This is a genomic window from Phytopseudomonas punonensis, assembly GCF_900142655.1.
Lineage (GTDB): Bacteria > Pseudomonadota > Gammaproteobacteria > Pseudomonadales > Pseudomonadaceae > Aquipseudomonas > Aquipseudomonas punonensis.
This window is the reverse complement of sequence record NZ_FRBQ01000003.1, coordinates 187678-205849: the sequence shown is the minus strand read 5'-3', so window position 1 is coordinate 205849 and position 18172 is coordinate 187678. Positions and strand designations below refer to the sequence as shown.

Annotated in this window: 15 protein-coding genes and 1 pseudogene; 11 read left to right on the top strand and 5 right to left on the bottom strand. The window is 61.3% G+C overall.

The window, feature by feature from the left end; all coding sequences use genetic code 11:
* Positions 1-28: 28 nt before the first annotated feature.
* The 3 genes from BUC40_RS11005 to BUC40_RS10995 all read right to left on the bottom strand — a co-directional run bounded on the left by BUC40_RS11005 (position 29) and on the right by BUC40_RS10995 (position 4143).
* Positions 29-1405, bottom strand: coding sequence for a multicopper oxidase family protein (locus BUC40_RS11005; RefSeq protein WP_073265567.1), 1377 nt, complete (start codon positions 1403-1405; stop codon positions 29-31).
* A gap of 144 nt (positions 1406-1549) precedes the next feature.
* Positions 1550-3124, bottom strand: coding sequence for an ABC transporter permease (locus tag BUC40_RS11000; RefSeq protein ID WP_073265565.1), 1575 nt, complete (start codon positions 3122-3124; stop codon positions 1550-1552).
* 2 nt (positions 3125-3126) lie between these two features.
* Positions 3127-4143, bottom strand: a complete 1017-nt coding sequence (locus tag BUC40_RS10995; RefSeq protein ID WP_073265564.1) for an extracellular solute-binding protein — start codon at positions 4141-4143, stop codon at positions 3127-3129.
* Positions 4144-4503: 360 nt separating this feature from the next.
* Between BUC40_RS10995 and BUC40_RS10990 the strand changes: the two genes are divergently transcribed.
* From BUC40_RS10990 to BUC40_RS10945, 10 genes are all read left to right on the top strand, one after another.
* On the top strand, positions 4504-5394 hold the full coding sequence (locus BUC40_RS10990; RefSeq protein ID WP_073265562.1) for a MurR/RpiR family transcriptional regulator: 891 nt from the start codon (positions 4504-4506) through the stop codon (positions 5392-5394).
* A gap of 198 nt (positions 5395-5592) precedes the next feature.
* Positions 5593-6441 (top strand): transporter substrate-binding domain-containing protein, encoded by an 849-nt coding sequence (locus tag BUC40_RS10985; RefSeq protein ID WP_073265560.1) that lies wholly within the window; start codon positions 5593-5595, stop codon positions 6439-6441.
* 8 nt (positions 6442-6449) lie between these two features.
* Positions 6450-7076, top strand: a complete 627-nt coding sequence (locus BUC40_RS10980) for a DUF1989 domain-containing protein (RefSeq protein WP_073265558.1) — start codon at positions 6450-6452, stop codon at positions 7074-7076.
* A 4-nt stretch (positions 7077-7080) separates the two neighbouring features.
* Positions 7081-7722, top strand: a complete 642-nt coding sequence (locus BUC40_RS10975; protein ID WP_073265556.1) for an urea carboxylase-associated family protein — start codon at positions 7081-7083, stop codon at positions 7720-7722.
* Positions 7723-7725: 3 nt separating this feature from the next.
* On the top strand, positions 7726-8379 hold the full coding sequence (locus BUC40_RS10970) for an amino acid ABC transporter permease (RefSeq protein WP_208605767.1): 654 nt from the start codon (positions 7726-7728) through the stop codon (positions 8377-8379).
* Complete coding sequence (locus BUC40_RS10965; protein ID WP_073265555.1) at positions 8379-9038, top strand: amino acid ABC transporter permease; 660 nt, start codon at positions 8379-8381, stop codon at positions 9036-9038. Before BUC40_RS10970 ends, BUC40_RS10965 begins: the two co-directional genes overlap by 1 nt.
* A 20-nt stretch (positions 9039-9058) precedes the next feature.
* The gene (locus BUC40_RS10960; protein ID WP_073265553.1) at positions 9059-9721 is read left to right on the top strand and encodes a DUF1989 domain-containing protein; all 663 of its coding nucleotides are present in this window, start codon (positions 9059-9061) and stop codon (positions 9719-9721) included.
* A 140-nt stretch (positions 9722-9861) separates the two neighbouring features.
* Complete coding sequence (locus BUC40_RS10955; protein ID WP_073265551.1) at positions 9862-10458, top strand: NAD(P)H-dependent oxidoreductase; 597 nt, start codon at positions 9862-9864, stop codon at positions 10456-10458.
* 16 nt (positions 10459-10474) lie between these two features.
* Entirely contained in the window at positions 10475-11074 is a 600-nt protein-coding gene (locus BUC40_RS10950) for a TetR/AcrR family transcriptional regulator (RefSeq protein ID WP_073265549.1), read from the top strand.
* 126 nt (positions 11075-11200) lie between these two features.
* The gene (locus BUC40_RS10945; RefSeq protein WP_073265547.1) at positions 11201-11572 is read left to right on the top strand and encodes a PH domain-containing protein; all 372 of its coding nucleotides are present in this window, start codon (positions 11201-11203) and stop codon (positions 11570-11572) included.
* Between the two features lie 177 nt (positions 11573-11749).
* Here the strand turns inward: BUC40_RS10945 and BUC40_RS10940 are convergent.
* A pseudogene (locus BUC40_RS10940) lies at positions 11750-13901 on the bottom strand (TonB-dependent siderophore receptor).
* A gap of 555 nt (positions 13902-14456) precedes the next feature.
* Here BUC40_RS10940 and BUC40_RS10935 point away from each other — a divergent pair.
* Positions 14457-16403 (top strand): putative bifunctional diguanylate cyclase/phosphodiesterase, encoded by a 1947-nt coding sequence (locus tag BUC40_RS10935; protein WP_073265545.1) that lies wholly within the window; start codon positions 14457-14459, stop codon positions 16401-16403.
* A gap of 152 nt (positions 16404-16555) precedes the next feature.
* On the opposite strand, the gene guaA is transcribed toward BUC40_RS10935, so the two are convergent.
* The gene (gene guaA / locus BUC40_RS10930) at positions 16556-18133 is read right to left on the bottom strand and encodes a glutamine-hydrolyzing GMP synthase (protein WP_073265543.1); all 1578 of its coding nucleotides are present in this window, start codon (positions 18131-18133) and stop codon (positions 16556-16558) included.
* Positions 18134-18172: the final 39 nt, after the last annotated feature.

Genomic DNA, 18172 nt, shown 5'->3' with positions numbered 1-18172 from the left:
TTAACGCTCTCAAAACAGGGCACTCAAATCAGGCGATCTCGATGGCGGCCATCAGGCCGGTTTCCATATGGTCGATGACGTGGCAGTGGAACATCCACACGCCGGGGTTATCGGCCACGAAGGCGATGCGCGCAGTCTCGTTCTTGCCGAGCAGGAAGGTGTCGGTGTAGTACGGCTCGATCTTGCGGCGGTTGGAGTCCAGCACCTTGAAGATCAACCCGTGCAGGTGGATCGGGTGCTGGTACTGGGCCATGTTGCGCAGTACGAAGATGTAGTGGCCGTCCTTTTTCAGCTTGGCGATAGGCCGGTCGGCGCAGGTCTTGTCGTTAATGTCCCAGGCCTGGCCGTTGATCTGCCAATACTTGTAGCGGCCGGCCGCCTCATCGGCAGGCGACGCAAGGGACGCCGCCCATTCGAAGTTGAAGCGCAGGGTTTCGGCTCGTTCCACATCCGGCTCGGCTACCGGGTTTGGTGGCAGCGCGGGCGGCCACTCGGCGGAGGGTTCGCTACTGGCGACGGGCTTGATGGTGGCCAGGCGCAGCGGCCCGTTACGCAGCGACAGCTCTTCGCTGCCAGCCGCCGGCACCTTGAGCGCCAGGTCAATACGCATGCCCGGGCCCAGCCAGTACTCCTTGCCCAGCGGGCGCGGCTGGATCGGGTTACCGTCCAGGGCGTAGATCCGCGCCTCGCCGCCGGAGAGGTTGAGGCGATAGGTGATGGTGCTGTCGACGTTGATCAGGCGCAGGCGTACCACCTGACCGGTGGGCAGCTCCAGGGTTGGTAGCGATACACCGTTGATGGTCGACAAGCGTCCACGGGTGCCTTCACGGGCAGCCTCACGGGGTACGCTGAACGCAGTGAAGGCGCCCTCTTCGTCCACGTGCCAGCTCTTCAGGCACAGCGTGCGATCGTGCTGGAAACCGGTCGGGTCACGCTCTTCGATGATCAGCGGGCCAACCAGACCGCGGCCCAGTTGTTTCGCGCTGGATTCATGGGGGTGATACCAGTAGCTGCCGGCGTCCGGGGTAACGAAGCGGTAATCGAAGAACTCACCCGGCAATACCGGCGCCTGGGACACATAGGGCACACCGTCCATCTCCAGTGGCAGGCGGATGCCATGCCAATGGATGGTGGTGGGCTCGGGCAGGTGATTGATGAAGCGCACGCGCAGCTCGTCGCCTTGCCGGCAACGCAGCTCCACACCCGGTGCCTGGCCGCCAAAGGTCCAGGCGGGCGTGACATGGCCAGGCACCAGTTCGATATCGTGGGGCGCGGCGATCAGCTCGTAGTCGTGGGTCTTGCGGTCGAACGGCCGCCCCAGCCAATAACGCGCGCCGCCAGCGCCAAGGCCAACGACACCAAGGCCGACCAGACCGCCCAAAACCTGTCTACGGGTGAAACTCATGGAGCCTGCTCCTGAAGCGGGACTGCGGTAACGCTAATCAGGTAATTTCGGGGCGCCTCTGCGGGCGCTGGAGAGCTGCGAACGATACACCTTGAGCGCCGGGGCGTTAAGCCGCGACACCGTGACATCGCGCCTCGCCCATGCTCAGGAACGCCGGTAAGCGCGGGTGGTCAGTAAATAAACCGGCAGGCCCGAGACCAGCACGATCAGCGCGGCATAAGGCGCAGCGCCGGCGTATTCGAGGTTGCCGGTGTGCGACCAGACCTTGGTAGCCAGTGTTTCCAGGCCGGTCGGGCCGAGAATCAACGTGGCAGTCAGCTCTTTCATGCAGTCGAGAAATACCAGCACGAAGCCGGCACCAATGGCCGGCGAGATGATCGGCAAGGTCACCCGCAGAAAGGTGGCAATCGGCGTGTGCCCCAGCGTGCGTGCAGCCTCTTCCAGCTGCGGCGAGGCCTTTTCAAGCGCCACGCGAATCGGCCCCTGGGCCATCGGCATGAACAGCAGCGCATAGGCCAGCAGCAGCAGGATGCTCGTCTGGTACAGCGCCGGTACGTAGCCGAGGGCGAAGAACACCAGCGACAAGGCGATCACCAAACCCGGCAAGGCGTGCAGCAGATACGGCAGGCGATCGGCGAGCGTTGCCATACGCCCGTAATAGCGCACTACCACCAGACACACCGGCAACGCCAGCAGGCAACTGAACAAGGCGCCGCCAAAGGAATAGGTCAGCGACGACCACAGCGTCTCGGCGATTTCCACCACCGGGAAGCTGGCCGAGCTGCCTTCGACGATCCAGAACCCCAGCATCACCAGCGGCACGCCGCAGCCGATGGCCACCAGCGCCAGCAGCATCAACTGAGCGGGTACGCTCCAGCGGCCCAGGCGAACCCTCGCTGCGCTGCGCGCTACACCCTGGCCGGTACGCGCAAAGCCACGCCCGCGCAGGCGGAACTCGCCCCACAAGAGCAACATGCACAGCCCCAGCAGCAGCGCCGACAGCATTGCCGCGTTGCTGCCGCTGAACTCAAGCTCGAACTGCTGGTAAATGGCGGTGGTGAAGGTCTGATAGCGCATGATGGATGGCGCGCCGAACTCGACCAGCATATGCACCGCCACCAGCAAACTGGTGGCCATCAGCACCGGGCGCAGCAGTGGCAGCGTGACCCGCCAAAACACCTGGCGGCGACTGCAGCCAAGCATCCGCGCCGACTCTTCCATGGCCGGGTCAAGGTTGCGCAGCACTGCCACCACCGGCAGGTAGATCAGCGGGTACTTGGACAGGATCATCACCAGCACGGTGCCGCCCAGGCCCTCGAACAGCGGGCTGATCGACACCCAGGTAAAGCCGCTGACGAACGAGGGAATGGCGAACGGCAGGCACAGCAGCACGTTCCAGTGCCGGCGCCAGCGCAGGTCACTGCGTTCCACCAGCCAGGCCAGGGCGAGGCCAAGCAGCGCACAGCCCAGAGTCACCAGCACCATCAGTTTCAGGGTGTTAGCCAACAGGCCGAACACGAATGGTCGCCACAGCAGCGCGAAGGCTTCATGGGGCCCGACCTGGGCCGCCCGCACCACCACGAAGAACAGCGGCAGCGCGGCGAGCAGCAGCAGCGCCAGCACGGGAAGCTGCAGCCAGATCGGTGGTGCCTTGCGACGACGCGTGCTGACGGTAACCGCAGGCAGCGGCAATTCTGGCGTAACCGCCTGAGGCTGCATGATCAGTTCATACCCACTTCGCGTTGCAACTCCAGAGCATCCTCGGCCAGGCCGATCTGCGCAGCGGTGATGGCCGGCGGCTTGAGCTGGTCATAGGGTTTGAGCAGCGGATCGGCCGCCACCTTGGGGTTGACCGGGTATTCGGCGGACTGGGTGAGCACGGCCTTCTGGCCCTCCTCGCTGATCATGAAGGCAAGAAGCTGCTGCGCCTCTTTCGGGTGCTTGCTGGCCTTGACCACTGCGGCACCAGACACACTCGACAGACCGCCGGCATCACCATCGGCGAAGTAATGCAGCTTGGACTTCAGCTCGCCCTTCTCTTTCTTCAGCGCCGTCCAGTAATAACTGTTGACCAGCGCAGCGCCGACCTCGCCGTTCTCCACCGCCTTCATGGCGATCACGTTATTGGTGTAGGTGCTACCGAAGGCCTTGAGGCCGGTCAGCCATTCTTCGGCGGCTTCGCGGCCGTTGAGGCGGATGACCGCGGCGGTCTGGCCGAGGAACTCACCGCTGCTCGGCACGAAGGCGATCTTGCCAGCCCACTCGGGGTCAGCCACTTCCAGCACGCTCTTCGGCAACTCGGCCTCGGTGACCAGATCCGGGTTGTAGGCCAGCACGCGCACGCGCGAAGTGATGCCGATCCAGTTGCCGTTGTCGTCGGAGAACTTGGCATCGATCTGCTTGAGGGTGCTGTCATCGACTTTGGCCAACAGGCCCTGGCTGCCGAGCTTGATCAGCGGCGGTGCTTCTTCGGTGTAGATGATGTCGGCCGGCGAGCGCTCGCCTTCCTCGGCGATCTGGTTGGCCAGTTGGCCGCCACCACCCTTGCGAATAAGCACCTTGATGCCGGTCTTCTTCTCGAACGCTGCTGCCACGGCCTTGCCGGTGGCTTCGTGCTGGCCGTTGTACAGCGTCAGGGTTACCGCGTCATCAGCCTGCACACCGGTGGCGAACAGCAGGGAAGACAACACACCCGCGGCGATCGCCCGCGCCAGACCCATTACTCGATGAGCAGACATTGACCCTTTCCTCAAACGAAAAATTGCCGGGAGCGACTCTGACATCGCCCGTGATAGCCCGCAGGCTTTCCACCATTAGAAGGCCGACACAAAAAGTTACCCGCGATTATACGGGCCAACTGCGGCTGATTCTCAAGAAAATCCACCGCGACGAGCACCTGCAATCAGGGTGCGTTTTTTCAAGCGACTTGACGATGCTGCTGGGCGAGCCCACCGGTAAGGGCTCACTGCGCGAGCAATCCATGGGCCTGGAAGAGAACGCAAGCGCCAGGCGCTCGAGGGGCGGCCGACAGGGTATACGCCTGGCTAGAGGTTTGCGGCTAGACTCGGGCCCAAATCGCCTGCACCCAGAGCCCTTTCATGCCCCGTATCAGCAAGACCCCATCCGCTCCCCTCTCCTCGACTTCGCTGGAGGGAAGAATCAAGGCGCGCTACGAAGCGATGTCCGCGGTGGAGCAGAAGCTCTCCGACGTCATCCTGGCCTCTCCGGGCCAGTTGGCCATGCAGACGGCTACCGAACTGGCCGGCCATGCGGGTGTATCGAAGGCCACCACCACGCGTTTTTTCCGCACGCTGGGCTACACCTCCTATGACGAAGCACGTCGCGAGGCACGTGAGTCGCGCGGTAGTGGTTCGCCGCTCTATCTGCAGGACCGAGGGCGCAGCGAGAGCAGCTCTGACGATCTCATCCAGCATCATCTGGATCAGGAGATTGCCAATATCTATGAGACCTACCAGTCGCTGAATCGCAAAGAACTCCTCGATGCGGCCCAAGCCATCGCCGGCGCCAGACGTGTCGTCATCATCGGTTTCCGGCATAGCCAAACCATCGCCCACATGTTTCGCAGCAACCTGATCCAGGTACGCGGCGACATCATGCTGCTGCCTTCCCCTGGAGACAGCCTCGCCGAATACCTCGCATCGCTTGGCAAGGATGACCTGGCCATCTGCATCGGCCTGCGCCGACGCATGCCGGCGCTGGAAGCGAGCATGGTGGCGATGTCCGAGCTTGGCGTTCGCATGCTCTACCTGGCAGATGTGCTGGCCGGCAGCCCTGCCCGCCTGGCCACCTGGATCGTTCGCTGCCATACCGAAAGTACGCTGATGTTCGACAGTAACGCCGGTGTCGCCGCCATTACCAACCTGCTTTGCTCCCTGGTGGGCAAGGAGCTGAGTGGCAGCAAGGCATCGCACCTGGAAAGAACGGAGCTACTTCACCAACGACTCGATGAACTGGAAAGCGGCCGATAGCGCACCAACAAAGAGCGCGCCATCCCAAATCAGGGCGATTGACGCCATGCCGCACCCAAAAAAGAAACATGAATTTCATAAATTAATAAACTGAAACCACTGTTCCATAAGGTTAAATCCAAGCCTCCTCCTGCCTTTTGAAATCCTGGCACACTTCCTGCGATAGCCCCTTGGCCCCCACGACCCAAGGCGCTCATCATGAAGACGTTCACTTCCCGTTTTGCCCTGACATTCGCCGCCCTGACCCTGGGCTTCGGCATCGCCTGCTCCGCCAGCGCTGACACCCTCGATGAGGTGAAGGCCAAGGGCAAATTGGTGGTCGCCATCGACCCCACCTTCGCGCCTTACGAATACACCGACGACGCTGGCAACATCGTTGGCTACGCCCCCGAGATCATGAAGCACGTGGCGGCCAGGCTGGGCGTCCAGCTCGAGTATCAGAAGATGGCCTTCAGCGGCATCATCCCGGCACTCATCGCCGGCTCGGTGGATGCAGAAGGCTCTTCGCTCAACGTCACCGCCGAGCGCGCCGACAAGGTGCTGTTCACTGTGCCGTTCGGCAAGAGCGTGAATGCCGTACTGGTCCGTGCCGACGAGCAGCGCATCGCGGCCAAGCCGCTGACGGTCGAGTCACTCGCCGGCCTGACGGCCGCCGTCAAGACCACGACCGCTCCAGAGCAGCTACTCAAGCAATTCAACACCGAACTGAAGGCCAAGGGGCTGGAAACGATCAAGATCGTCAGCGTGGACAGTGTCGACCAGACGCTGGCGACACTGATGACACGCCGCGCCGATTTCGTGTTCGACGACATCACCGTGCTCGGCGGCCTTGCGCAAAAGCTGCCGGGCAAGTTGAAACAGGTTGGCGAGCTCGGAGACAGCCAATGGATCAGCTGGGCGACCCGAAAGGATGACGAACGCCTGAACCAACTCATCAGCGACGAAATTCTTGCCCTCAAGGCGTCTGGAGAACTGCAGAAGCTGCAACAGCAATACCTCGGCGTGACGTTTGAACTGCCGTCCACCGACTTCATCCCAACCAAGTGAGCCCTCCCATGCCTTGCCAACATAACCACGTGCACGTCCCCGCCGGCCATGGCCGTACTTTTGAGGTACGAGCAGGCCAGTACATCCAGGTGGTTGATTCCGAGGGGCAGCAGGCCGCTGACTTCGTCGCAGTCGTCCATGAAAACACGGCCGAGTACCTGTCTCCCGTTCACACCCGGCGGCGGCTTGGCTCACTGTTCTTCAAGGTGGGCCACTGCCTCTACTCCAATAACGACGAGCCATTGCTTGAAGTGCTGGCAGATACCGTCGGCGTACATGACGCCAACGTGCCGGCCTGTGACGCCACTCGCTTCAGCGTCGATTTCGGCGTGGAGGGCCACCGCAACTGCCTCGACAACATGCACGAGGGCCTGGTCGATTATGGCGTGCTGGCGGTGAACGTTCCGGAGCCCTTCAACCTGTTTCAAAACGGCCCGGTGACCGCCGACGGCCGCATGCAGGTCACCGATCCGATCAGCCGCCCGAACGATTATGTCGTCTTCAAGGCGTTGAAGAACCTGGTCTGCGCGGTCTCCTCCTGCCCTCAGGACATCATCCCGGGCAATGGCCTGCAAGTGACCCCCATCGACATTCGCATCACTGACGACGTGCCCGCTCACGCCGCCCGAGGATAAGAACATGCTCATCATGAAAGAACACATCCTGGATCGGGCGCCGTTACCCATGTGCCGGGTCGACGTGGCTGCGGGATGCGCTGGCGCCATCGCGGTGAAACGCGGCCAGCTGCTGCGCATCGAAGCGCTGGACGACGGTGCCGTGGCCAGCCTGTTCGGCTTCAGCGAAGCCGATCCCATGGTGCACCTTTCGGTTCACCACACCCGCGTATTCAGCAACTCCTACGTGCTCGGCTCGGGCATGCGTCTGGTCAACAATCGCCGCCGTCCCGTCATGGTGCTGGGCAAGGACAGCATCGGTAAACATGACCTGCTGCTGCCCGCCTCGACGACCGCGTTCCTTCGCAGCCGGGGCTACGCCGGGACCGGCTGCGTCGAGTCGCTGCAGGCTGAACTCGCTCGCCTGGGCCGCGCACAACCGAAACTGCCGGACCCGATCAACCTGTTCATGCACGTGGCGCTGGAACGAGACGGCAGCATTCATCCGAAACCCAGCACCGTCAAAGCAGGCGACAAGATCACCTGCCGCGTCGTTCAGGACATGCTGTTCGTGGTATCGACCTGCTGCACCGGTATTGCGGGTAACGACCAGCCCGGCGCGGTCGCGATGTCGGTGGCCGAAAACCTGAGCGACTTCCCGGAGTAACCCGTGTTTGCACAGATGTCGAAGGCCGTTCCAGAGTTGGCCACCGGGCTGATGGCCACGCTGGAGCTGACGATCACCGCGGCGATCATCAGCTTTCTGTTCGGCCATGTGATCTGGTGGCTGCGCGAGCAGCGTTTTCTGCTGCTGCGCAGTGCGGCCAGACTGTACGTCAGCCTGATGCGCGGTACGCCCTCCATCGTGCAACTGTTTCTGGTGTTCTTCTCACTGCCGCTGATCGGCCTGGGCGGCAAGCCATTGCTCGCCGCCATCCTGGCGATCGGGCTCAATAGCGCGGCCTACACTGCCGAGATACTGCGCGCCAATTACGCAGCCGTGCCGCGCGGCCAGCGCGAGGCCGCCAGAGTGTCGGGGCTGACACGTTTTCAGTGCTGGCGCTATGTGCTGGCACCGCAGGCACTGCGCGGTAGCCTGCCGGCGCTGGTCAACGAGTTCACCCTGATCGTCAAGACCACACCGTTGGCCTCGGTTATTGCCGTGACCGAATTGACCTACGCCGGGCAATTGATCATTGCCAGAACTTACGAAGCGACGCCCGTGATGTTGCCCATCGTGCTTGGCTACCTGCTGATCTGCTGGCCGATTCTTTTGCTGGCCCGTCGCCTGCAAACACGGCTCGACAGGGCGAGGGCCAACTGATGGATTTCACCGTTATCGGGCAATACGCCGCACCGCTGCTGAATGGCCTGCTCTACAGCCTGGTGCTGTCGCTGATCGCCGCGCTGATGGCGCTCGGCTTTGCCGCATTGCTGACCTGGACCGAGCTGCGCAGCTCCAGCCGTGCCTTGAAGACAGCGGGCCGCCTTTACTGCGACTTCATCCTCGGCCTGCCGCTGCTGGTGCTGATCTACGTGCTGTTCTTCATCCTGCCTGAATACGGCATCACGCTGTCATCGCCTGCAGTTGGAGTAACCGCCCTGAGCCTTTACTACGGGCCTTACCTGGCACAGGTGCTGGGGGCCGCTTTCGCGTCCATCCCGCGCGGGCAGTTCGAGGCCTGCCGCGTGCTGGGGCTGTCACGCTGGAGCACCTTACGAGACGTGGCCCTGCAGCAAGCGTTGCCCGTCGCCATCCCTCCGGCTACCGGACTGCTCATCGGCCTGGTTAAAGACTCGGCGCTGCTGTCCATCGTCTCCGTGGAGGAGTTCATGTACGCCGCCAAGCAGGCCATTTCGCAAAGTTACGCCCCCCTGGAAATCTACCTGGCCGTAGCGCTGTGCTACTGGCTGGTCACACTGGCGATCGACGCAGCGGCGGGCTCGGTTGAGCGCCGCCTGACACGTCACCGCCCCGCCTAACTATTTAGCGAGCCATCAGCATGACTACTTCATCCACCATCATTCCCGCCGGTCACGGCAAGGCTGTACGCCTGCGCGCCGGCCAGTCGGTACAGGTCATCAACACTTACGGTACGCAGGTTGTCGACTGCTGGGCATGGAATGCCTACGACCTCGACGAATGCATGTGCATGGAAGCGACGCGCGTCTACAACCAGCACCTCAATCCGGTGGTCGGCGACAGCTTCGTCACCAGCGAGCGCCACCCGATTCTCACCCTGGTCGAGGACACCTCGCCGGGCGTTCACGACACCTTCATGGCAGCCTGCGACCGGCGCCGCTATGAGCTGCTGGGCTGCACGCACTATCACCGCAACTGTGCGGACAACCTGTTCGAAGGCATGCTGGAACTGGGCGTCACCCCGCCGCGCCGCAATCTCGCCTCGTTCAACATCTTCATGAACATCCGCGTACAGCCGGACAACATCCATCTGCAGACCCTGCCAACCGTTACCCGCCCTGGCGACTCCATCACCCTGCGCGCGGAGATGGACTGCTTCGTCGCCTTCTCAGCCTGCCCGCAAGACATCGTCAGCATTCAAGGTGCGGGCGACAACACGCCGAAGGATGCCGAACTGCGTGTTCTGGACACCCCGTTTCCCGATATCCCCGTACGCGGCCCCTGGGTTCCAGCACACCTCTGAGTCGGGCGCTTATTTGCGTACCTTCGCGCAGGCAACGCGCCATTATCCGGCATGCAGAACGAGCAGTTAACAAGTCAGGCTCGAAAACCTACCAAAAGTAAGTTACCAGTAGTAGGTAATCCCTACTGGAGGTAATGCCCATGCACGCCCTGATCGTTTTCACCCATCCGACCCCATACTCGCTCACCCACGCCGTTGCTGCGCAGCTTGCCGATGGCGTGCGCAGCTCGGCGCCTACACACTCGGTGGCGCTCGCCGACCTGACGGCCGAGGGCTTCGACCCGACTTATGGCGAGGCAGACATCGCCCTGTTCCAGAAACGCGGCCCGGTGCCGGCCGATGTCGCCGCCGAGCACGCCCGTCTCGAACGGGCTGACGCGCTGGTGCTGGTCTACCCGATCTACTGGTGGTCCTTCCCGGGCCAGCTCAAGGGCTGGATCGACCGCGTGTTCACCAGCGGCTGGGCCTATGAGGAGGCCGAGAACGGCAAGCTGGTAAAGAAGCTGCAGCGCCTCCCCGTCCACCTGGTGGCCATTGGTGGTGCGGACGCCGGCACCTTCACACGCCACGCTTACGGGCAGGCGATGAAGACGCAGATCGAGCACGGAATCTTCGATTACTGCGGCGCCCCGGTGGCTTCATCGCACCTTCTGCTGGCATCGGACCCGGGCTATCCCGAGGCGCATCTGGAGACGGCACGGGCGATAGGCCGTAAGCTGTTCGCCGAGCCATCCTGAACCACCCGGAGTATCGATGAGTCCGCAGCACAACCAATCGCCACGTCGCCGCCTGCCACGAGAGGAGCGCACGCGCCAGCTCCTCGAAGTGGCGTGGCAGTTGATCGGCAACGAGGGTACGGACGCCCTGACGCTGGGCAGGCTGGCCGAGGCCGCGGGCGTGACCAAGCCGGTGGTGTATGACCATTTCGGTACCCGCAATGGGCTGTTGGCGGCGCTGTACCAGGATTACGACGAGCGCCAGACGCAACTCTTCGACGCAGCCATCGAAGCTGCTGCCGCAAACCTGCAGGACAAGAGCCGCGTCATCGCCGCCAGCTACGTCAATTGCGTGCTGACCCAGGGGCGGGAAATATCCGATGTCGTGGCAGCCCTCAACGGCTCCCCCGAACTGGCAGCCGTGAAAAAGCAGTACCAGCATGCCTTCATCGAAAAATGCGCCACGATTCTGGCCCCCTTCTGCACGCCCAGCGGTATATCAGCCGCCAGCCTGTGGGCCATGCTCGGCGCCGCCGACTCGCTCAGCGACGCCGCGGTGGCCGGCGATATCAGTGAAGCGCAGGCACGGGATGAACTGCAGGCGATCATTCTCGGGATGGTTGAGCGCAGCCAGTGACACCCGCAAGGCTCGGCTAGAGGACATTGATCGACGCTGAACCCTGCCGATTTGCAGCTTGCCAAAACAGCACTGCAGCAGTTTCCTACGAGGACGACTAAACCTTGGCCAATTGAGAGACCGTGGATGATCGATTTCAATAACAAAAGCTTTTTCAAACTCAAGCAGAACGACGAATATGCCCAACGCGTCAGCGCCCTGCTGCTTGAAAACGAACAGGTCATCGACTCCTACAAATCCCTGCGCGACGGCGTGGTATTCACCAACAAGCGCATCATCGCCGTGAACGTGCAGGGCCTTACCGGCAGCAAGAAGGACTTCACCTCCCTGCCCTACAAGAACATCGTCGCCTACTCGATCGAAACCTCCGGCACCTTCGATCTGGACGCTGAACTGGAGATCCATTTCTCCTCGCTCGGCAAAGTGAAATTCGAGTTCACCGGCAAGACGGCAATCGTGGAAATTTCCAAGCTCATCTCGGCGCATGTCTTCGGCTGACGCTGACGCCTAACGACGAGCCGGATAGCAACGAATAAATGAAAAAGGCGCGAATCGACTAACGATTCGCGCCTTTTTCATGGGTGATGCATTTAGAAACGGCCCCGCCTCGCAGGACGATAGCAGCCCTGAACACCACCCGAACGCTAAAAAACGCTCAGGCGACGCTGCACCCACTTACCAGTTGTAACTCACCTTGGCGGTGATTTCGCGGCCAGAGTTGTAGTAGTTCGCACTACCGCGACCGACCACGTGCTGCTCGTCGAAGAGGTTGTTGAGGTTGATGGCCAGGTCTGTGCCCTTGGCGATCTGGTAGTTGAACGCGGCATCAAATACCGTGGTGCCTTTGCTCTCGCCGTTGTCGTTGAGATCGTTGAAGTAATAGGACCCTACATAACGGGCGCCCAGACCGACACTGACGTCCGTTCCCGGCACGCTGTAGTAACTCCAGAGCGAGGCCGAATGTTTCGGAGCGGTAACCAACCTGTTGCCCTTGATCGATACGACATCATAGGCCGCGCCGTTCCATACCTGCAGCGCACCGCGCAGCACCTCGGTGTCCATGTAGGTGTAGCCACCCACCAGGCTCAGGTTATCGGTCAACTCGGCCTTGGCCTCCAGCTCGAGGCCACGCACACGCTGCTCACCCACGGTCTGCTGGTCGATAACACCGTTCTGTTGCACGTCCGCTGTGGCGACATCTTCCTGAGTCAGCTCATAGACTGCGGCAGAGAACAGCGCATTGATCGCTGTCGGCGAATACTTCACTCCGACCTCATATTGCGTGCCGCGCTCTGGAGTAGTGCCCACCTCAGGAGGAGCGACGGACTCGACCATGCTGATGTAGGTGGAGACTTCGTCAGTGACGATATAGGTCAATGCACCACGGAGGGAGTTTTCCGAGTAGTGATCAGACGCCTTGCTTGCAGCTAGGTGGTCGGTTTCCGAAACGTCCATGGAGTCGTTGCGCATACCGAACGTGACAATGAAACGCTCGTAGAACGACAGATTCTGCTGCAGGAATACGGACTTGACCTTGTTGTCTCGGTCCTTGTTCTCATAAATGATCGGTGCAGAAACGCCGGTATACCGCGGATTGGCTACATCAATTGGATCTGCCGAACCATATACGGAAACTCCCTTGCTCGAGGCGTCGAGATACTCGACACCCACGATGCTGCTGCTATCGATGTTCTCGAAGCGCGCATCATATTGCAGGATGACGTTGCCATTGAACTGTTTGGCTTCACTGTCATAACCCAGGTAGCCGCGGTCAACTACCGTTCCGGTATGCCCGGCCGCATCACTGATATAGGCGTAGCCGTACTCATCGGACAAATCGCTATAGCGCAGGTTACTGCTCAACGTGAAGCCATTGTCAAAGTTGTGGCTGAAGCTGCCACTGATGTTCGTGCGCTCGACATCATGGAAGTTGTAGGTCGGCTCGCCAAAGAACTCGTCGCGATCATACTCCCTGTCCATCGGGTAACCGCCGCTGTTCGGCGTGCTGTCCTGGCGCAGGTGATCCACCACCAGGGTGGCCGAGGTAAAAGCCGTCGGCGCCCAGGTCAGTCCCCCCATGACGAAGTTGTTATCGTCTTGTGAGTGGTCATATTCCCGATCGCTGTCCTGAAACTTACCGGTGAATCGATACGCGAGCGTCTGATCCGCATTCAGCGAATCACCGACGTCGATACCGGTCTCCTTGTGATTGAAGGAACCGTAGCTCGCATAGACTTGCCCGAACTTGTCGAAACGCGGCTTCTTGGTCACGAAGTTCACCGAGCCACCTGGATCGGCCGGGCCAAACAACGTCGAGTTGGCCCCACGCAATACTTCGACACGCTCGTAGGCGAACGAATCCTCACGCACGCCGCGCATCGAGCCCAGGGTCAGACCGTCGCGGTAAGTCGTGGCATTGAAACCCCTAATCTGGAAGTAGTCGTTGCGATCGTCGGTGCTGTAGTAGTCGGCAATAACGCCCGGCGTGTACTTCAACACTTCTTCAGTCGTACTGGCACCGCGCTGCTCGATTTCCTTCTGCGTGATAACGGAAACCGACGCTGGCGTATTGAAGGACGTTGGTCGCCACCTTGCCACCCACCCAAAGCTCCTGAGCGACTACCGAAGTGCTGTCGTCGCTGGCTGCCGCCTGCGAGTTGACGATGATCGGCGCGAGGCGATAGGCCTCCTCTTCACTGATGGTGGTGGCCTCCTGAGCACTCACACTCAGGGGCACGCCAACCAGAGGAGCGCAGAACAGAGCGGCCGTAGCAGTCCGCTGCCAGGACACGGTTGCGGGAATGGCCCTGGGTTTGCAATGAGTCATGCTCAAGATCCTTGATTGTTGGAAGGCCCCTGCCGTTAGCATCATTCCGCGCCGCCGCAAAAAGCCAGTAGAGGTCATACAACAATCATATTCGAAAATCTTTATCACAACGATAGTCATTACTAACAAAGTTCCCGACTGTTACATAAAAGATTTGAACGGCTGATCCAGAGCGGAGGGGGCCATCTGGAGAGGCCATATCGTCGCGACACTGCCGACAACGTCGCCTGCCCATTTCGGGCTTGGGATGCAAAAAGCCCGCGACCAAGCAGGCTTCATGTTCGCGCCCCTAAGCCTTAGGGTCAGTACAGAGCCTAGGCGCAGGCCCGCCGAGCGCCCCGAATCAACCGCCTGATTCGCGTTGAGTCTGCCTCGCGCGCCCTGTCGCGACCGGATGATGGAACGAAATCAAAATGCCACCAGTCGTAGAGATTGCAGAAACCTGAAGATCGGCCGACACGATCCCATGAGAGCAGCGTTTAGCCCTGCTCTGTCCAGGCTGGAAAGGATGATCCGCTCGGTTATTTATCTGGTCTATTTTCAGAGCGTCGCCTGATGAACAAAACACTGCTCGCCGTGCGGGCGTTAATGTCCGTGCCCAAGGACAACCCTGGCCTGGTCAAGGCGCAATACATTGCGCTGGCTCGCCAATTGCCGATGATGTATTTCATCCTGCTGGTCAACACCCTGATGCTGGCGGGCACCCACTTTGCGGTCGCACCGCGCTGGCTGGTGGTCTATTGCCCGTTGATCATGACGTTGTTCGGCGTGATCCGTGCTGTGGAATGGGTACGCACACGCGGGCAGGCGCGCAGCCCGGCGCAGATGCTGAAAGAGCTGAAACGCACCAATATGCTCGCGCCCTTCGTAGCCGTGGCGTTCACCGCCTGGTCGCTGGCGCTGTTCCCCTATGGCGACGGCTACACCCAGGCGCATGTCGCCTTTTATATGGCGATCACCGTCATCGGCTGCATTTTCTGCATGATGCACCTGCTGCCAGCCGCCCTGGCCACCACGGCGGTGGTCAACACGGCCTTCGTGGTGTTCTTCGCGTCCACCAACATCATGACCTTCGTGGCCACAGCGATCGACGTGCTGCTGGTGTCCATCGCCATGCTGATCATCCTCAAGGCGCAATACGCCGACTTCACCCGGCTGGTGAACATGCAGGCGCAAACGGCAAAACTCAGCGAGGAAAACCTGCACCTGGCCAACCAGGACAGCCTGACCGGACTGGCTAACCGACGGCAGTTTTTTTCGCGCCTCGACACGCAGCTGTCCCGCGCCAGCAAGCAGCAGACTCGCCTGGCCGTGGGGCTGATCGACCTGGATGGCTTCAAGCCGGTCAACGATCTCTATGGCCATAGCGTGGGCGACAGGCTGCTCTATCAGGTCGGCCAGCGCCTGACGGGGCTGCTCGACGAAGGTGTTCACCTGGCCCGGCTGGGCGGCGACGAGTTTGCCCTGATCATCACGCAGGCCATGAGCGACGATCAGTTACGGGCGTTTGGCGAGAAAATCTGCGCCAGCCTGCGCGAGCCGTTCCTGCTGGTGGACATCCCGATTCAGATCAGTGGGTCACTGGGCATCGCAACCTTCCCGGATCAGGCATCCAGCGCCATGCAGGTTTATGAATACGCCGACTATGCCCTGTATCAGAGCAAGCGCCAGCGCCCTGGAACGGTCTGCCTGTTCAGCGCCGACCATCGCCAGCAGCTCAATCGCGAAGGCTTGACCGAACAGGCACTGCGCAGGGCCGATCTGGATCGTGAGTTTCACGTGGTGTTCCAGCCCATCGTGGATATTCAGACTGAGCAAACCGTCGCCTTCGAGGCACTGGCACGTTGGGAAAGCCCCGAACTGGGTAACGTGTCGCCCTGTGAATTCATCCCGATTGCCGAGCGCGCTGGCCTGGTCAATCGCCTCACGCTGCCGTTGCTGAGCAAGGCGCTGGAGGCCGCTACGAGCTGGCCTGCGGGCATGCGCCTGTCCTTCAACCTGTCCGCCCATGACTGTGGCTCGGAAGACGCCGCCCAGCAGATCGTCGAGCTGATCAGAAGCAGCCGCTTCCCCCCGGCCTGCCTCGATCTGGAAATCACCGAAACCGCGGCCATCCAGGACCTGCCGCAGACTCAGCGGACCATCAGCCGGTTGCGCGAACTGGACTGCGGTATTTCCCTCGACGACTTCGGCACCGGCTATTCCAGCCTGAGCCACATCCACGCGCTGTCGCTAACCAAACTCAAGGTTGACCGAACCTTCGTCACCGACATCCACCTCGACCCGGCCAGCTTCAAGATCGTCAAGTCGCTGGTTGCCTTGTGCCAAGACATGCAGTTGGAATGCATCGTCGAAGGCGTGGAGACCGCAGCAGAACTCGCCGCCCTGAAAAACCTCGGCTGCACCTGGGCCCAGGGCTATCTGTTCGCCAAACCCATGCCTGCCAGCGAAATCGGCGCCTGGCTGGAAGGCGAGCAGTTGGCCAAGGCGCAGGCGGTTTGATGCGCTGGTAGGGCGAGGCGCAACGCATGCCCACGTTCTGAGAACCGTGTGTACGCGAACTGAATGTGCAAAACCCAAAAACCCCAAAAGCCCGCATTACGCGGGCTTTTGGTTTTCTGACCACTTACTACCGGCCTAGGCCGGACGTGGGATCACTCCCACTCAATGGTCGCTGGCGGCTTGCTCGACACGTCGTAGGTGACGCGGGAGATACCGTCGATTTCGTTGATGATCCGGCCGCTTACGGTCTCCAGCAGCTCATAGGGCAGGTGCGCCCAGCGTGCGGTCATGAAGTCCACGGTTTCCACGGCGCGCAGGGCGACGACCCAGGCGTAGCGACGGCCGTCACCGACCACGCCAACCGATTTGACCGGCTGGAAAACTACGAAAGCCTGGCTGGTCTTGTGGTACCAGTCGGCCTTGCGCAGCTCTTCGATGAAGATGTGGTCGGCGCGACGCAGGATGTCCGCGTATTCCTTCTTCACTTCACCGAGGATGCGCACGCCCAGGCCCGGGCCCGGGAAGGGGTGGCGGTAGACCATGTCGTACGGCAGGCCCAGTTCGAGGCCGATCTTGCGCACTTCGTCCTTGAACAGTTCGCGCAGCGGCTCGACCAGCTTGAGGTTCATTTCCTCAGGCAAGCCACCGACGTTGTGGTGCGACTTGATCACGTGGGCCTTACCGCTCTTGGCGCCAGCCGACTCGATCACGTCCGGGTAGATGGTGCCCTGGGCGAGGAACTGGATGTTGTCCAGTTTGCTGGCTTCGGCATCGAACACATCGATGAAGGTGCGGCCGATGATCTTGCGCTTCTTCTCCGGGTCGGCTTCGCCGGCCAGGTTGTCGAGGAATTGCTTCTCGGCGTCGGCGCGGATCACTTTGACGCCCATGTTCTCCTTGAACATGGCCATCACCTGGTCGCCTTCGTGCAGGCGCAGCAGGCCGTTGTCGACGAACACACAGGTCAGCTGGTCACCGATTGCACGATGCAGTAGCGCAGCAACCACGGAGCTGTCGACGCCGCCGGACAGGCCCAGCAGCACGTTGGCCGAACCGACTTGCTCACGCACCTGGGCGATGGCGTCTTCAACGATGTTGGAGGGCGTCCACAGGGCTTCGCAGCCGCAGATATCCTGCACGAAGCGAGTGAGGATGCGACCGCCCTGCTTTGTGTGAGTCACTTCCGGGTGGAACTGCACGCCGTAGTAACCACGCGCGTCATCGAACATGCCGGCAATCGGGCAGCTCGGGGTGCTGGCCAGGACGTTGAACTGGGCAGGCATCTGGATGACTTTGTCACCGTGGCTCATCCACACGTCCAGGCCCAGCACGCCGTCGGCGTCGACATGGTCTTCGATGCCGTCAAGCAGGCGGCTCTTGCCGACTACATCGACGCGGGCGTAACCGAACTCGCGCAGGTCCGAGCCGGCAACCTTGCCGCCCAGTTGCTCGGCCATGGTCTGCATGCCGTAGCAGATGCCCAGCAATGGTACGCCGAGTTCGAAAACCGCCTGTGGCGCGCGTGGGCTGTTGGCTTCGTGAACCGACTCGGGGCCACCGGCGAGAATGATGCCACGTGGGGCGAAGGCACGGATGTCCTCTTCGGACATGTCCCAGGGGTGCAGTTCGCAGAACACGCCGATCTCGCGCACACGGCGGGCAATCAGCTGGGTGTACTGGGAACCGAAGTCGAGGATCAGGATACGGTGAGCGTGAATGTCGAGGGCCATGACTCTGTTCTCGTCAGGTGGAAGCAGAAACAACGCGGG

Excerpts from the sequence above, each read along its gene's own strand:
- BUC40_RS11005 (WP_073265567.1), bottom strand. The coding sequence starts at position 1,405 with ATGAGTTTCACCCGTAGACAGGTTTTGGGCGGTCTGGTCGGCCTTGGT.
- BUC40_RS11000 (WP_073265565.1), bottom strand. The coding sequence starts at position 3,124 with ATGCAGCCTCAGGCGGTTACGCCAGAATTGCCGCTGCCTGCGGTTACC.
- BUC40_RS10995 (WP_073265564.1), bottom strand. The coding sequence starts at position 4,143 with ATGTCTGCTCATCGAGTAATGGGTCTGGCGCGGGCGATCGCCGCGGGT.
- BUC40_RS10990 (WP_073265562.1), top strand. The coding sequence starts at position 4,504 with ATGCCCCGTATCAGCAAGACCCCATCCGCTCCCCTCTCCTCGACTTCG.
- BUC40_RS10985 (WP_073265560.1), top strand. The coding sequence starts at position 5,593 with ATGAAGACGTTCACTTCCCGTTTTGCCCTGACATTCGCCGCCCTGACC.
- BUC40_RS10980 (WP_073265558.1), top strand. The coding sequence starts at position 6,450 with ATGCCTTGCCAACATAACCACGTGCACGTCCCCGCCGGCCATGGCCGT.
- BUC40_RS10975 (WP_073265556.1), top strand. The coding sequence starts at position 7,081 with ATGCTCATCATGAAAGAACACATCCTGGATCGGGCGCCGTTACCCATG.
- BUC40_RS10965 (WP_073265555.1), top strand. The coding sequence starts at position 8,379 with ATGGATTTCACCGTTATCGGGCAATACGCCGCACCGCTGCTGAATGGC.
- BUC40_RS10960 (WP_073265553.1), top strand. The coding sequence starts at position 9,059 with ATGACTACTTCATCCACCATCATTCCCGCCGGTCACGGCAAGGCTGTA.
- BUC40_RS10955 (WP_073265551.1), top strand. The coding sequence starts at position 9,862 with ATGCACGCCCTGATCGTTTTCACCCATCCGACCCCATACTCGCTCACC.
- BUC40_RS10950 (WP_073265549.1), top strand. The coding sequence starts at position 10,475 with ATGAGTCCGCAGCACAACCAATCGCCACGTCGCCGCCTGCCACGAGAG.
- BUC40_RS10945 (WP_073265547.1), top strand. The coding sequence starts at position 11,201 with ATGATCGATTTCAATAACAAAAGCTTTTTCAAACTCAAGCAGAACGAC.
- BUC40_RS10935 (WP_073265545.1), top strand. The coding sequence starts at position 14,457 with ATGAACAAAACACTGCTCGCCGTGCGGGCGTTAATGTCCGTGCCCAAG.
- guaA (WP_073265543.1), bottom strand. The coding sequence starts at position 18,133 with ATGGCCCTCGACATTCACGCTCACCGTATCCTGATCCTCGACTTCGGT.